General features: G+C 64.0%; 13 protein-coding genes. 12 read left to right on the top strand and 1 reads right to left on the bottom strand.

The window, feature by feature from the left end; translation table 11 throughout:
* Nucleotides 1-229 precede the first annotated feature (229 nt).
* A complete protein-coding gene (locus AC07UC_RS00225; protein ID WP_494903332.1) occupies nt 230-1,507 on the top strand; it encodes a 4-aminobutyrate--2-oxoglutarate transaminase in 1,278 nt (425 codons plus the stop codon).
* Nucleotides 1,508-1,623: 116 nt separating this feature from the next.
* Here the strand turns inward: AC07UC_RS00225 and AC07UC_RS00220 are convergent, their stop codons facing one another.
* Entirely contained in the window at nt 1,624-2,877 is a 1,254-nt protein-coding gene (locus AC07UC_RS00220; protein WP_494903331.1) for an NAD(P)/FAD-dependent oxidoreductase, read from the bottom strand.
* Nucleotides 2,878-3,310: 433 nt separating this feature from the next.
* Between AC07UC_RS00220 and AC07UC_RS00215 the strand changes: the two genes are divergently transcribed.
* The 11 genes from AC07UC_RS00215 (at nt 3,311) to AC07UC_RS00165 (ending at nt 14,262) form a co-directional block, all read left to right on the top strand.
* Nucleotides 3,311-4,600 carry an imelysin family protein gene (locus AC07UC_RS00215; RefSeq protein WP_494903330.1) on the top strand — a complete coding sequence of 430 codons (1,290 nt, stop codon included), beginning with the start codon at nt 3,311-3,313 and terminating at the stop codon, nt 4,598-4,600.
* A gap of 111 nt (nt 4,601-4,711) precedes the next feature.
* A complete protein-coding gene (locus tag AC07UC_RS00210; protein ID WP_140775518.1) occupies nt 4,712-5,023 on the top strand; it encodes a (2Fe-2S)-binding protein in 312 nt (103 codons plus the stop codon).
* Nucleotides 4,989-5,474: a bacterioferritin gene (bfr, locus tag AC07UC_RS00205; protein ID WP_140775516.1), complete on the top strand. Its 486-nt coding sequence runs from the start codon at nt 4,989-4,991 to the stop codon at nt 5,472-5,474. Before AC07UC_RS00210 ends, bfr begins: the two co-directional genes overlap by 35 nt.
* A 12-nt stretch (nt 5,475-5,486) precedes the next feature.
* A complete protein-coding gene (locus AC07UC_RS00200; protein ID WP_494903328.1) occupies nt 5,487-7,088 on the top strand; it encodes a di-heme oxidoreductase family protein in 1,602 nt (533 codons plus the stop codon).
* Complete coding sequence (locus tag AC07UC_RS00195) at nt 7,088-8,167, top strand: imelysin family protein (protein ID WP_494903327.1); 1,080 nt, start codon at nt 7,088-7,090, stop codon at nt 8,165-8,167. The genes AC07UC_RS00200 and AC07UC_RS00195 overlap by 1 nt, the downstream gene beginning before the upstream one ends.
* A gap of 226 nt (nt 8,168-8,393) precedes the next feature.
* Complete coding sequence (locus AC07UC_RS00190; protein ID WP_494903326.1) at nt 8,394-9,497, top strand: DUF1513 domain-containing protein; 1,104 nt, start codon at nt 8,394-8,396, stop codon at nt 9,495-9,497.
* Between the two features lie 101 nt (nt 9,498-9,598).
* Entirely contained in the window at nt 9,599-10,276 is a 678-nt protein-coding gene (tsaB, locus tag AC07UC_RS00185) for a tRNA (adenosine(37)-N6)-threonylcarbamoyltransferase complex dimerization subunit type 1 TsaB (RefSeq protein WP_494903325.1), read from the top strand.
* Nucleotides 10,276-10,770, top strand: a complete 495-nt coding sequence (locus tag AC07UC_RS00180) for a GNAT family N-acetyltransferase (protein WP_056569901.1) — start codon at nt 10,276-10,278, stop codon at nt 10,768-10,770. Before tsaB ends, AC07UC_RS00180 begins: the two co-directional genes overlap by 1 nt.
* Nucleotides 10,771-10,900: 130 nt before the next feature.
* Nucleotides 10,901-11,701: a lyso-ornithine lipid O-acyltransferase gene (gene olsA / locus AC07UC_RS00175; protein ID WP_494903323.1), complete on the top strand. Its 801-nt coding sequence runs from the start codon at nt 10,901-10,903 to the stop codon at nt 11,699-11,701.
* 75 nt (nt 11,702-11,776) lie between these two features.
* Nucleotides 11,777-13,186 carry a tRNA (N6-isopentenyl adenosine(37)-C2)-methylthiotransferase MiaB gene (miaB, locus tag AC07UC_RS00170; RefSeq protein WP_494903321.1) on the top strand — a complete coding sequence of 470 codons (1,410 nt, stop codon included), beginning with the start codon at nt 11,777-11,779 and terminating at the stop codon, nt 13,184-13,186.
* A gap of 83 nt (nt 13,187-13,269) precedes the next feature.
* Nucleotides 13,270-14,262: a PhoH family protein gene (locus AC07UC_RS00165; RefSeq protein ID WP_019863063.1), complete on the top strand. Its 993-nt coding sequence runs from the start codon at nt 13,270-13,272 to the stop codon at nt 14,260-14,262.
* The last annotated feature ends 17 nt before the right edge of the window (nt 14,263-14,279 follow it).

Genomic DNA, 14,279 nt, shown 5'->3' with positions numbered 1-14,279 from the left:
CAGCCGCGGGCCACTCGCTGACAGCAATGCCTCGCCGATATGCGGAGGATAATCGATCCCCCGAAAAAGGAAACCGTTCTCGTACCTGTATCGCCCGACTGGTTAAGGGCGGAGATACGCTCGTGGCAGGCCCAATCGCCATCCGCTGGTGCCGACTTGAGGAAAACATGAAATAAGGTCAGAAGACATCTGATCAACGAGGACGGGCGCCGGCCCGATGAGGGATATCATGAAGAATTCAGCCATTTCCGAACGCAAGAACCAGTCGATCTCGCGCGGCGTCGGCATGACCACGCAAATCTACGCCGACCGGGCTGAAAACTCGGAGATCTGGGATGTCGAGGGCCGCCGCTACATCGACTTCTCGTCCGGCATCGCCGTCGTCAACACCGGCCACCGCCACCCCAGGGTGATCGAGGCGGTCAAGGCGCAGCTCGACCGTTTCACCCACACCTGCCACCAGGTCGTGCCGTATGAGAGCTATGTCAGGCTGGCCGAGCGGCTGAACGCCATGCTGCCCGGCAAGTTCGAGAAGAAGACCATTTTCGTCACCACCGGCGCCGAGGCGGTCGAAAATGCCATCAAGATCGCCCGCAACGCCACCGGCCGCCAGGCCGTCATCGCCTTTGGCGGTGGCTTCCACGGCCGCACCTTCATGGGCATGGCGCTGACCGGCAAGGTTGTTCCCTACAAGGTCGGCTTCGGCGCCATGCCGGGCGACGTCTACCACGTGCCGTTCCCCGTGGCGCTGCATGGTGTCTCGGTCGCCGATTCGCTTGCCGCGCTCGACAAGCTGTTCAAGGCCGATGTCGATCCGGCCCGCGTCGCCGCGCTCATCATCGAGCCTGTCCAGGGTGAGGGCGGCTTCTACGACGCGCCGCGCGAACTCCTGACCGCGCTGCGCAAGCTCTGCGACCAGCACGGCATGCTGCTGATCGCCGACGAGGTGCAGACGGGCTTCGCCCGCACCGGCAAGATGTTTGCGATGGATCATCATGAGGTCGCGGCCGACATCACCACCATGGCCAAGAGTCTTGCCGGCGGCTTCCCGCTGTCGGCGGTGACCGGCCGCGCCGAGATCATGGACGCGCCTGGCCCGGGCGGCCTCGGCGGCACCTATGGCGGCAGCCCGATCGGCGTCGCCGCGGCACACGCCGTGCTTGACGTGATCGAGGACGAAAAGCTGTGCGACCGCGCCAACACGCTTGGCGCGCGGCTGAAGCAGCGCCTGCAGTCGATCCGCGACGACGTGCCCGAGATCGTCGATATCAGGGGCCTCGGCTTCATGAACGCGGTCGAGTTCAACGACGTCAAGAAGGGCCTGCCCTCGGCAGAGATCGCCAACGCCATCCGGCTGAAGGCACTGGACAAGGGCCTGATCCTGCTGACCTGCGGCGTCTACGGCAACGTCATCCGTTTCCTGGCACCGATCACCATCCAGGACGAGGTCATGAACGAGGCGCTCGACATCCTGGAAAGCTCGATCCGCGAAGTCTGCGCTGCCTGAACTGAAGCGCTTCCCTTCTCCCCGTCCCTATACGGGGAGAAGGTGCCGGTAGGCGGATGAGGGGCGGCGCTGGCGCTCCAGATCGGGATTTTCCCGCCTTAGGGATAGAATGCCAGCTAGCCCGCAGCCCTTGCCGGCTCATCCTGCTGAAACGCGGCCAGCGCCGCCTTCAGCCCATCCGGTCCAGCCGCAACCGTTTCCGGCGTCGGCGAGAAGCCGGCACCGAGCATCTTGCGGCCAAGCATGTGGTCGCCGGGGCGGTTGACGGATTCGATGCCGAGCAGCCGGTCACCCGCATAGTGATAGATGGAAAACTTGTTGTCGGGCAGGTCGCCCAGCACGACGTGGCTGTCGCCGCCGGCGGTCAGCCCGACCATCTGCAGCTTCATGTCGCCAATATCGGACCAGAACCATGGTACCGCGGAATAGGCGTCCGCGTGACCGGTGATCGTGCGGGCCGCGAGCCGCGCCTGGTCGGTGGCGTTCTGCACCGATTCCAGCCGCACGTCGCCGCCGGTGAACCAGTGCCGGTAGGAGGCGGCGTCGCCGATGGCCAGGATTTCCGGCGCCGAACTGCGCATCTGGTGGTCGACGCGGATGCCGTTGGCGATGGCAAGGCCGGCTTCCTGTGCCAGCTCGACATTGGGCACGGCGCCGATGCCGACGATGACCATGCGTGCTGGCAGCCTTTCGCCCGACGAGGTGATCGCGGCCACGACATGGCCGTTTTCGCCTTCGAGCCTTGAAATCGAGGTGCCGGTCAGGATGCGCACGCCGCTCGCCTCCAGCCGCTGGCGGACATGGCTGGCCACCACGGGCGCCACCGCACGGCCAAGCAGCCGGTCGACCGCTTCCACCACAGTCACCGTGCGGCCGGCCGCGCGCAGCGTCGCGGCGATCTCCAGCCCGATAAAACCGCCGCCGAGGATGACGACATCCTCGCTGCTCGCGCTGAGCTCCCGGATCAGCCGTGCGTCGGCCAGCGAGCGCAACGACAAGACGCCCGACAGGTCCGAGCCCGGCAGCGGCAGGACGCGTGGGCGCGACCCGGTCGCCAGGATCAGATGGTCGAAGGCAAGTTCGCCGCCGCCTGATATTTCCAGGCTGTGGCGGCCGGCATCGATACGCTCGATCCGGACACCCGGCCGGTAGTCGATCGCGTTGCCGGTATAAAAGGCATCGCCACGCAAGGGTTGCGGCTTGGCCTCGGCATCCTTGATGAAGGTCTTCGACAGCGGCGGCTTGTGGTAAGGCAACTCCTTCTCGTCGCCGACGAGGATCACCGGCCCGTCATAGCCGTCCTCGCGCAGACTGGCGGCCGCCTGCACGCCCGCGTGACCCGCACCAACAATGACCACACCGTTCTTCATCGCATTCCGATCCCGATTCGATCCTAGGGCGTCTCGCCAAGTGGCAATTGTCTGGCGCCGCCGCAAGAGAGCGTTTGCGGGTCGCACCCGGGATGACGGCTGTCAATCGTACAGTTCGGCGGCAAAGCCGGTACAGTCGAGACATAAAGTTGACCTTCGTAGTTTAGAATAATTCTAAACTATTGTTTCAATTGGCTTTTCCAGACGATTTTCATTGACTTCCATGGGCGTCGAAGCTTTATGGAAGCCTGCGCGTTAGCGCATCCCTTTGATGTCTGGGCCTTGAACCCGTTCGATTGGAGGCATTTAGGTGTCTTTCTTCCCTGAACCGCGCGATCGCGTGGCAAGTCTTGCGCCCCATGGCGTCAACATGGCATGGCGCCGGCCGCCGCACGCGCCGTTTATACAATTTCCAAAAAACTGGAGAGCGATAATGACAGCACGATATGGCGGCAGGCTTGCGGCGATTGGCGCCACGGCACTGCTGACGGCGGCGGTGTTTGTGCTGCCGGCCAAGGCCGAAACCGATGCGAAAGCGGTCATCAACACCTATTCCGACATCGCGCTTGCCAAATATGAGGATTCGCTGACCGCGGCCCAGGCCCTCGACAAGGCGGTCGACGCGCTGCTTGCCAATCCGTCCGCGGACACGCTCAAGGCCGCTCGCGACGCCTGGAAGGCATCGCGCGTGCCTTACCAGCAGACCGAGGTCTACCGCTTCGGCAACAAGCTCGTCGACGATTGGGAGGGCAAGGTGAATTCCTGGCCGTTGGACGAAGGCCTGATCGACTATGTCGCCAAGAGCTACGGCACCGAATCGGATGCGAATTCGCTCTATACCGCCAATGTCATCGCCAACAGGGAAATCGAGATCAACGGCAAGAAGGTCGATGCCTCGAAGCTTTCGCCGGAATTCCTCTCCGGCACGCTGCAGGAGGCCGGCGGCATCGAGGCCAATGTCGCCACCGGCTATCACGCCATCGAATTCCTGCTCTGGGGCCAGGATCTGCACGGTACCGGCCCGGGCGCCGGCGAGCGCCCCTACACCGACTACGACCTCAAGAACTGCACCGGCGGCAATTGCGACCGCCGTGCAGAATATCTGAAGTCGGCCAGCACGCTTCTGGTTTCGGACCTGCAGGAGATGGTCGGCAACTGGAAGGAAGACGGCGCGGCGCGCAAGAACCTGGTCGATGGCGAGCCGAACACCGCGATCTCGGTCATCTTCACCGGCATGGGCTCGCTGTCCTATGGTGAACTGGCCGGCGAGCGCATGAAGCTCGGCCTGTTGCTGCACGACCCGGAAGAGGAGCATGACTGCTTCTCCGACAGCACCTACAACTCGCATCTCTATGACGCGATCGGCATCCGTGCCGCCTACCTCGCCAGCTATACCAGGCTCGACGGCACCGTCGTTTCGGGGCCTTCGGTGCATGACATGGTCAAGGCAGCCGATCCGGCGATCGACAAGGAGCTGTCCGACAAGCTCGATGTCACCGTCGCCAAGATGGAGGCGATCAAGGCGCGGGCCGAGGCCGGTGAGGCCTATGACCAGCAGATCGCTGAAGGAAACAAGGAAGGCAACGCCACCGTGCAGGCGGCGATCGACGCGTTGGTCGACCAGACCAAGTCGATCGAACGTGCCGTTGGCTCGCTGAAACTCAACGCCATCGCCTTCGAAGGCTCCGACAGCCTCGACGCGCCCGACAAGGTGTTCAAGTAAGACCGAACCTGGTGCGCGGTTCCGGAGCCTGACAATTGGCTCCGGAATGGGCTCCAGGACCAATCAAGCCACACGGCGCGGAAGGCGCCGTCAGCCATCCGAGCACTATAAATGCTGATCTGCCATTGCAACATCATCACGGAGAGAGAGATCGAGCAGACGATCATCGGGCTGCTGGACCAGGACCCTTGGCAACTTATCGTGCCGGCAAAGATCTATCACTCGATGCAAAAGCGCGGTCGCTGTTGCGGCTGCTTCCCAAATGTGGTGGAAACGATCATTCGGGTCACCGAAAATTACCATGCCCGCTCGGAGGCGAGCGGCGTGGATGTCGTTTCACATCTGGATCGCGTCAGAGGCCTGCGCATCCAATACGGGAGCAGAACCCATGAAGGGCGAAAGTCAGATCATCGAGCGGCTTAACGAGGCTCTTTTTCTGGAGCTTGGAGCCGTCAACCAATATTGGCTGCATTTCCGTCTGCTGGAGGATTGGGGATACACCAAGCTGGCAAAGAAGGAGCGGGCCGAATCTATCGAGGAGATGCACCACGCCGACAAGCTCATCGCGCGCATCATCTTCCTTGAAGGCCATCCGAACCTGCAGTCCGTGGCGCCGTTGCGCATCGGGCAGAACGTCAAGGAAGTGCTCGAATCCGACCTTGCCGGTGAATATGACGCGCGCACTGCCTACAAGCGTTCGCGCGAGATCTGCCACGAGGTGGGCGATTACGTGACGATGAAACTGTTCGAGGATCTGCTGGCCGACGAGGAAGGTCACATCGACTTTCTCGAGACGCAGCTCGACCTGCTCGCCTCGATCGGCGAGGAGAAGTACGGCCAGCTCAACGCCGACTCGGCCAACGAGGCGGAGTAAAGGCATGCGGGAATGCGGCGCCCCTTAGAATTCCTGCGCCGCTCGCGGCGGGCCGCCGGCTCGCCGCTCCTCCTGAAAAGGCCAGCCGGACCGGCTGGTCGGCGCTGTACAATTCTTGTCCTGGCGCTGACATCGTCCGCGATTGCGGGTGACCTTCAGCCAGCCAGCCTTGCCACCACGCGCGGCGACCTCAATGCCCGGGATCAGGCGCGTGTCACCGCCGTCACCAGGCCGACCACGGATTTCTCCAAACCCGAGCCGTTCGAGCTGATGCAAGGCGGCGCCGGCACGTCCGAGAAGGACGTCAGCCGCGACGCCTTCTCGCAATCCTCGGCCAACATCACCTTCGAGGAAGAGGGCACTTTCAAGCTCGGCAACGCCTTGTTCCGCAAGAACTGGGTCTCGTCGCCATCCTCGACGCAGGCGTCGGACGGGCTTGGTCCGCTGTTCAACGAGCGGGCCTGCCAGAACTGCCATCTGAAGGACGGCCGCGGCCGTCCGCCGCAAGGCGATACCGGCACCACCTCGATGTTCCTGCGCCTGGCGCGGGACGCCGGCAGCGCCGAGGAAAAAGCGGCGATCGCCAACCGCCAACTGCTCAATTTTCCCGACCCGGTCTATGGCACGCAGTTGCAGGAGCTGGCGGTGCCCGGCCTGCGCGGCGAAGGCCGGATGCGCGTCGACTATCAGGAACGTAAGGTGGAGCTGACGGATGGCGCCGTGGTTTCCCTGCGCAAGCCCAGCTATTCCGTCACTGATCTCGCCTATGGGCCGCTCGATCCGCATACCACGCTGTCGCCGCGCCTGACGCCGCCGATGATCGGCCTTGGTTTGATCGAGCAGATCGCGCCGGCGGACATTCTGGCCCACGCCGATCCGGACGACCGCGACAATGACGGCATTTCCGGCAGGCCCAACATCGTGCTCGACGGTCTGAGCGGCGAGTTGACGCTTGGCCGTTTCGGCTGGAAGGCGCAGACCGCATCGATCCGGCAGCAGGCCGCGGATGCCTTTGCCGGCGATATCGGCATCTCGACGCCGGAAGAACCAAGACATTGGGGCGATTGCACCGCCGCGCAGTCGGAATGCCTCGCAATGCCGAATGGCGTGCAGGCGCGCCTCGGTCCGGTCGAGGCGCCGACGCCGGTGATGGATCTCGTCACCTTCTATTCGCAGAACCTGGCCGTGCCCGCACGCCGCGATCTCGCTGCGCCTGATGTGCTCGCCGGCAAGAAGGTCTTCTACGAGATGGGCTGCGTTTCCTGCCACACGCCGAAATTCGTCACCCGTCGCGATGCACCCAACAAGGCGCAGGCCTTCCAGCTGATCTGGCCCTATTCCGACTTCCTGCTGCACGACATGGGTCCCGGCCTGGCTGACGGCCAGCCGGTAGGCGATGCGACGGGCAGTGAATGGCGCACCCCGCCGCTGTGGGGTATCGGCCTCACCGAGACCGTCAACGGCAATTCCTTCTTTCTGCACGATGGGCGCGCGCGCAGCCTGACCGAGGCGATCCTGTGGCATGGTGGCGAGGCGCAGAAGGCGCGCGACCGCTTTGCCGCCGCCAATGCGGCCGAGCGCGATGCACTGGTCAAATTCCTGGAGTCACTCTGATGCTGAAGCGTTCCGCACTGGTTCTCGCTCTTCCGCTGGCCCTGCTGGGTACCTTCCCCGCATCGGCGGCGGTGAAAGCCTCCGACATCATCCAGCGGGCGATCGACGGCTTCGTCCGCCCGGCCTATGCCGATTTGCACCAGCATGCCGAAACCTTGACGAAGGCGATGCACAAGCTCTGCGAGGCGCCTTCGCAAGGCGAGCTCGACGCGGCGCGCACCGAGTTTTCCGCCACGGTCCATGCCTGGTCATCGGCCGAGATCATCGGTTTTGGACCGATCAAGGAGAACAACCGTCTGGAGCGCATGCTGTTCTGGCCGGACCGCAAGAGCATCGGTCTCAAACAGGTGCAGGCGGCCTTGTCGGACAAGGATCCGGCCGCCGCCGATCCGGCACAGCTTGCCGGCAAGAGCGTCGCCATGCAGGGGCTCGGCGCGCTGGAATTCGTGCTTTTCGGCGACGGCGCCGATGCACTGACGGGCAAGGATGATCCCTATCGCTGCGCCTATGGCGCGGCGGTTGCCGGCAATATCGAAACCATGGCCGGCGAGGTCAGCGCAGCCTGGAACAAGCCGGACGGTTTTGCCGTACTCTGGGCCAATCCCGGGCCGCAGAACGCGCTCTACCGCGACGGCAACGAAGCGGTGACCGAACTGGTCGGTGTCTTCATCAACGAGCTGGAGATGGTGAGGGATGTCCGTCTGAAGGGCTTTCTGGGCGGCAAGCCCGAGGCGGACAAGCCCAAGCAGGCGATCTACTGGCGTTCGCAAAACACCACCAATTCGCTGGCGGGAAATCTCGCAGGCATCGATGCGCTGTTCCAGGCCTCCAAACTTGGCGATGCGCTGCCGCCCGATACGCGCTGGATGGCCGAGTCGATCCATATCCAGCTGGTCAACGGTGTCGCCACCGCGAAGTCCGTCCCGGGTCCGATCGACAAGACGCTCGCGGACCCGGCACTGCGCGAAAAACTCGAGCATTTCGCCCTGATCACCTCCAGCCTGTCGACCCTGATCGGCACCCGGCTGACCGCCGAATTCGGCCTGACCGCAGGCTTTTCGTCGCTGGATGGAGACTGAGTATGACCTTGATATTGGCCGAAACGCCCATAGCTTCGTCGTCCTGGGGTCTCCGCGACGGAGCTACGCTCCTGCTCCGCCCAAGGATGACGAAGTTCCGGAGGCTTCGGCCAACTTCCAACGTCTGCGATGAATCATTCGAAGAATCTGCAAGTGCCAAGCGTCAGCTCCGATCCCTGGAAATTACCATGTCTTGGAGCCGGCCAGTGCAGGGGAGGGCCATGTCTTGAAAACCACCCTCATCGATCGTCGGGATTTCCTGAGAGCCGCGGGCATCGGCTTTGCCGCTGCGATGGCGCCGTCCGCCTGGGCAAGGACACTTGCTGCCGACGCCGTCTTCGCCACCGCCTTCGTCAAGCGCGACGGCAGTTTTGGCGCCGCCGTCCTGTCCGAGGCGGGCAAGGTTCTGCATGCGATCGATCTGCCCGATCGCGGCCATGACGTCACCTTCGATCCCGTATCGAAGCGCTCAGTCGTCTTTGCCCGCCAGCCCGGCACCTTCGCCGTGGTGTTCGATCATACCGGCCGCGACGCCCCGTTGACCATCGCCAGCATCACCGGCCGGCATTTCTTCGGCCATGGTGTGTTCTCGCCCGACGGCGCCCTGCTCTATGCCACCGAGAACGACTTCGACAACGCTGCCGGCGTCGTCGGCATCTACGATGCGCGGGCGAAGTTCAGCCGCATCGGTGAATTCCCGACTTACGGCATGGGTCCGCACGAGCTTCTGTTGCTGGGCGACGGCCGGGCGATCGCGGTCGCCAATGGCGGCATCGAGACCCATCCCGACTATGGCCGCGCGGAACTCAACATCGCCACCATGAAGCCGTCCTACGTGCTGATCGACCGTGTCACGGGCGACCTGATCGAGAAGCATGAATTGGCGGCTTCCCTGCACCAACTGTCGATCCGCCACATGGACACCGACCAGGCCGGCACCGTCTGGTTCGGCTGTCAGTATAGGGGGCCGGGCACCGACCGTCCGCTGCTGGTCGGCCGCGCCGCGCGCGGCAAGGATTTGCAGTTGCTCGACATGTCGCCGGACGTGCTGTCCGGCTTCCGCAACTATATAGGCTCGGTCGCCGCCAATCCCTTGGCGGGCACCGTCGCCGTCTCGTCACCGCAAGGCAATTCACTTGCCGTGGTCGACGTGGCGAGCGGCAGGGTGGTCTCGACCAGTGCGCTGGTCGAGGTTTGTGGCCTGGCGCCGGACGGGGCTGGTTTCATGGCAACCACCGGCGCCGGCGAGATCATCGAGGGCAGCGGCGCGACGCGGTGGGAACCGGAGTATGTCTGGGACAACCACATGCTGCGCATCGAGCAGGTTTGACGTCGAGGCGGCGAAGCGAAGCCGCTTAACAAATTATGCTTGCGGTGGCGCCCCTTGGCGGGCACAGGGAAGTTGTTTTTCGGAACCGGTTGTTTCGTTTCATGAAAGTGCTTGCCATCGACTGTGCCGCCAGCCTCTGCGCCGCCTGCGTCTACGACGCGGCGGCCGGGCGGGAGCTTGGCCGCGCGGTGCTCGATCTCGGCAAGGGCCATGCCGAGCACCTGATGGCCGTCATCGCCGAGGCGCTGAAGGCGGGCGCGACCGACTATCCCGGCCTTGGCGCCATTGCCGTCTCTGTCGGCCCAGGGTCCTTCACCGGCCTGCGCGTCGGCGTGTCGACCGCGCGCGGCCTGGCGCTGGCGTTGAAAATACCGGCGATCGGGGTGACAACGCTCGAGGCATTGGCTGCCGAGGCGGCAGCGGTATTTCCCGGGCGTGCCGTGCTGGCGGCGCTCGATGCCGGCCGCGAGGAAATCCATACCGCGCTCTACGACGAAATGTCAGTTTTGACTTACGGTCCAGCTGTGACCACATTGCCGGAAGCCACTGCCCTGGCGGTGGAGAACCTTGCGGTGCTTGCCGGCACCGCGGCGGTGCAGATCGCCGCATCGGCGGGTCGGGTTTCCGACATCGGGCCTCGGACGGCCACCACCGACATTGTCACATACGCCCGCCTCGCCGCCGCCAAAGGCGAGGGTGAAAGGCCGAAACCACTTTACCTGCGCGGCGCCGATGCAAAGCCGCAAGCCGGATTTATTCTTTCAAGGCAACAGAATTAATGCGCATACCTTTCTTACAGCCACGGCGCCGGGACTATGCGCTCGAGCCGCTCAGGATCACCGACAGCCCCGCGGTCTCGTTGCTGCATCGCGAGGATTTCGTCCGTCCGTGGACCGATGGCGAGTTCGCCGCTTTGCTCGAGCAGGACACCGTGTTCGGCTACGCCGCGCGCGAAACCGGGCAGGGCGCCAAGCCGCCTGTCGGCTTCGTGCTGGCCCGGCTGGCCGCCGGCGAGGGCGAGATCCTGACTGTCGCGGTGGCGCGATCCCATCGCCGCCAGGGACTGGGCTGGCAGTTGATGGACGCTGTGCTGCGCGAACTGCATGTGCAACGCGCCGAAGCGCTGTTCCTGGAGGTCGACGAGACCAACATCGCCGCGATCGCCCTCTACCGTCGGCTGGGCTTCCGCGAAGTCGGCAAGCGCCCGGACTATTACAGGTCGCCCGATCGCGGGCCGACCGGTGCGCTTGTCATGCGCCGCGATCTTCGCTAGCCAGACGCCGCATGACCCCGAAAATCGGTTCCGATTGTCGGAAAGGATCATGCGCCGAGATTAAAGCATTACGGCGTCCTTTGCGCATCCGAGAGAACGCGCGGCGCTGTAATGGCAGGACCAGGACAGCATGATCGGAAAAATCAGGATTTTCCTGGCCCTGGGCCTTGTCGTCGCCGGTTCGCTGGTCCTGGTGCCGCTGCAAATCCTGTCGATGAAGACCGGCTGGTGGCCGGAAACCTTCATCCTCAAGATCTGGCACAGGCTTGTGCTCAGGGCGCTTGGCATGCGCGTCCATGTCAAAGGGGCGCTGTCGGCCAAGCGCCCGCTGCTGGTTGCCTCGAACCACATCTCTTGGACCGACATCATGGTGCTGGGCTCTTTTGCCGATGTGAAGTTCATCGCCAGGGCCGATATGGAAGGCTGGCCGCTGATCGGCATGCTGTCCAAGCTGCAGCGCACCGTCTTCATCGAGCGCGAGCGCAAGCGTTCCTCCGGCGACCAGGCAAGCGAGATCGCCAGCCGCATGGCCAAGGGCGACGCCATGGTGCTGTTCGCCGAGGGGTCGACCGGTGACGGCAACGTCATCCTGCCGTTCAAGAGCACGCTGTTCGGCGCCGCCTCGATGGCGATTTCGGAGGGAGCGGCCGAGCAGGTGTTTATCCAGCCGGTGGCGATCGCCTATACGCGCCTGCATGGCGTGCCGCTCGGCCGGCGGCACCGGCCGATCGCGGCCTGGATCGGCGACGAGGATCTGATGCCGCATCTCAAGGTGCTGATGGCGGAAGGCGCGCTCGACGTCGAAGTGCATTTCGGCGAACCGATCGCCTTTGCGAAGGGTTCGAACCGAAAGGAAACGTCGAAGCTGATGGAAAGCCAGGTGCGCGGGATGATGCAGGCGGCACTCGCCGATCCGCGCTCGAGCCGCTAGCCCCGACATGCGCCTTGGCGGCGCACACCGAGAATCGTCTGTTTTTTGTCACGGAAAGGCGTTAGAAGCCGCCGGATGGACTTGAACACGATTGAAAGCGACGACATCGGCTCCGTGGCCGGACAGCCGGCAGTGCGCGCCACGGCGGCGAAGAAGGTCTTCATCAAGACCTATGGCTGCCAGATGAACGTCTATGACTCCCAGCGCATGACCGACGCGCTGGCCGCCGACGGCTATACCGCGACCGATGCCATCGGCGAGGCCGATCTGGTGCTGCTCAACACCTGCCATATCAGGGAGAAGGCGGCCGAAAAGGTCTATTCCGAGCTCGGCCGCATCCGCGACATGAAGGCGGAGCGCGCCATTGCCGGCCGCGAACTGCTGATCGGCGTCGCCGGCTGCGTGGCGCAGGCCGAGGGTGCGGAGATCATCAGGCGTTCGCCGGCCGTCGACCTGGTCATCGGGCCGCAGACCTATCACCGCCTGCCCGACGTGCTGGCGAGAGTGCGCGGCGGCGAGAAGATCGTCGAGACCGACTACGCCATCGAGGACAAGTTCGAACACCTGCCGCAGCCCAAGCGCGCCGAGGTGATCAAGCGCGGCGTCACCGCTTTCCTCACTGTGCAGGAAGGCTGCGACAAGTTCTGCACCTTCTGCGTCGTGCCCTATACCAGGGGCTCGGAAGTCTCGCGGCCGGTGGCGCAGATCGTTGCTGAAGCCGAGCGCCTGGCCGAGGCCGGCGTGCGCGAGGTGACGCTGCTTGGCCAGAACGTCAATGCCTGGCACGGCCGGGGCGAGAACGGCGAGGAGTGGGGCCTTGGCCGGCTGCTGTTCCGGCTGGCTGAAATCCCCGGCCTGGCCCGGCTGCGCTACACCACCAGCCATCCGCGCGACATGGACGACGAACTGATCGCTGCCCACCGCGACCTGCCGTCGCTGATGCCTTATCTGCATCTGCCGGTGCAATCGGGCTCCGACCGCATCCTGAAGTCGATGAATCGCAGGCACACGGCCAGCGATTATCTGGCGTTGCTCGATCGCATCCGCGCCGCGCGCCCCGATATCGCGTTGTCTGGTGACTTCATCGTCGGGTTCCCCGGCGAGACGGAAGCCGATTTCGAGGCGACCATGGAACTGGTGCGCCAGGTGAACTACGCTTCGGCCTTCTCGTTCAAATATTCGCCGCGTCCGGGCACGCCGGGCGCCGACATGCCTGATCATGTGCCCGAAACCATCAAGGACGAGCGCTTGCAGCGCCTCCAGGCACTGCTCCTGAAACAACAGCAGGATTTCGGCTTGAGCCTTGTCGGCAGCACCATCGACACGCTGATCGAGAAGCCTGGCCGCCAGGCTGGTCAGAAGGTCGGCCGCTCACCTTGGCTGCAGCCCGTTATTGTTGATGAAAAGGCCGGCGAAATCGGTGACATTATCCAGGTGCGAATCACGAAGACGGGCTACAACAGCCTGTTCGCCGAATTGGCCTGATGGTCTCGGCAGATGAGGAGAGACGGTTGAGCGCAGCAGAGCTGAAGAACCTGCCCCCGGTACCGGCATCTGGGGCTTCTGACATGGCGCACATCGTTCTGACTTTCGACAACAACAAGCTTGCCAGCGCCCTTTACGGTCAGTTCGACGAGAACCTCGCCCGGCTTGAGCAGAAGCTCGGCGTCGATATCCGCTCGCGCGGCAACCAGCTGACCATCAAGGGGTCCGCTTCTGCCGCCGAGCAGGCGCGCCGTGCCTTGGACAATCTCTACGGGATTCTGCAGAAAGGCGTCGATATCGGCCAGTCCGATGTCGACGGTGCCGTGCGCATGGCGGTCGCCGCCGACGATCAGCTCACGCTGCCGACGCTGGAGCGCAAGGGCAAGGTCTCCGCCGCCCAGATCGCCACCCGCAAGAAGACCATCTATGCGCGCTCGCTGAACCAGGACGCCTATATGCGGGCGCTCGAGCGGTCTGAACTGGTATTCGGCATCGGTCCTGCCGGCACCGGCAAGACCTATCTGGCGGTGGCGCATGCGGCGATGCTGCTCGAGCGCGGCATGGTCGAGCGCATCATTCTGTCGCGGCCGGCCGTCGAGGCCGGCGAGCGGCTGGGCTTCTTGCCCGGCGACATGAAGGAGAAGGTCGATCCTTATCTGCGGCCGCTCTACGATGCGCTCTACGACATGATGCCGGCCGACAAGGTCGAGCGCGCCATTGCCGCTGAAGTCATCGAAATCGCGCCGCTCGCCTTCATGCGCGGCCGCACGTTGGCGCATGCCGCTGTTATCCTCGACGAGGCACAGAACACCACGCCGATGCAGATGAAGATGTTCCTGACGCGTCTTGGCGAGAACTCGCGCATGATTGTCACCGGCGACCCGACCCAGATCGACCTTCCTCCGAGCACCAAATCGGGCCTGGTCGAGGCCTTGCGTGTCCTTGATGGTGTAGCCGGCGCGGTAACCGTGCGCTTCAACGATGTCGACGTCGTTCGCCATCCGCTGGTGGCGGAGATCGTCAGGGCCTATGACCGCGATGCCAAGCTGGCGCGCGGCCTCGGCGCGGAGAATTGATTTCAGCGATGCGGCTT

Source organism: Mesorhizobium sp. GW821-FHT04C10 (genome assembly GCF_059420305.1).
The sequence above is the reverse complement of the archived record's forward strand: the minus strand, read 5'-3'. Positions and strand labels throughout refer to the sequence as shown.

Excerpts from the sequence above, each read along its gene's own strand:
- AC07UC_RS00225 (WP_494903332.1), top strand. The coding sequence starts at position 230 with ATGAAGAATTCAGCCATTTCCGAACGCAAGAACCAGTCGATCTCGCGC.
- AC07UC_RS00215 (WP_494903330.1), top strand. The coding sequence starts at position 3,311 with ATGACAGCACGATATGGCGGCAGGCTTGCGGCGATTGGCGCCACGGCA.
- tsaB (WP_494903325.1), top strand. The coding sequence starts at position 9,599 with ATGAAAGTGCTTGCCATCGACTGTGCCGCCAGCCTCTGCGCCGCCTGC.
- bfr (WP_140775516.1), top strand. The coding sequence starts at position 4,989 with ATGAAGGGCGAAAGTCAGATCATCGAGCGGCTTAACGAGGCTCTTTTT.
- AC07UC_RS00180 (WP_056569901.1), top strand. The coding sequence starts at position 10,276 with ATGCGCATACCTTTCTTACAGCCACGGCGCCGGGACTATGCGCTCGAG.
- AC07UC_RS00220 (WP_494903331.1), bottom strand. The coding sequence starts at position 2,877 with ATGAAGAACGGTGTGGTCATTGTTGGTGCGGGTCACGCGGGCGTGCAG.
- AC07UC_RS00195 (WP_494903327.1), top strand. The coding sequence starts at position 7,088 with ATGCTGAAGCGTTCCGCACTGGTTCTCGCTCTTCCGCTGGCCCTGCTG.
- olsA (WP_494903323.1), top strand. The coding sequence starts at position 10,901 with ATGATCGGAAAAATCAGGATTTTCCTGGCCCTGGGCCTTGTCGTCGCC.
- AC07UC_RS00210 (WP_140775518.1), top strand. The coding sequence starts at position 4,712 with ATGCTGATCTGCCATTGCAACATCATCACGGAGAGAGAGATCGAGCAG.
- AC07UC_RS00165 (WP_019863063.1), top strand. The coding sequence starts at position 13,270 with ATGGCGCACATCGTTCTGACTTTCGACAACAACAAGCTTGCCAGCGCC.
- miaB (WP_494903321.1), top strand. The coding sequence starts at position 11,777 with ATGGACTTGAACACGATTGAAAGCGACGACATCGGCTCCGTGGCCGGA.
- AC07UC_RS00200 (WP_494903328.1), top strand. The coding sequence starts at position 5,487 with ATGCGGCGCCCCTTAGAATTCCTGCGCCGCTCGCGGCGGGCCGCCGGC.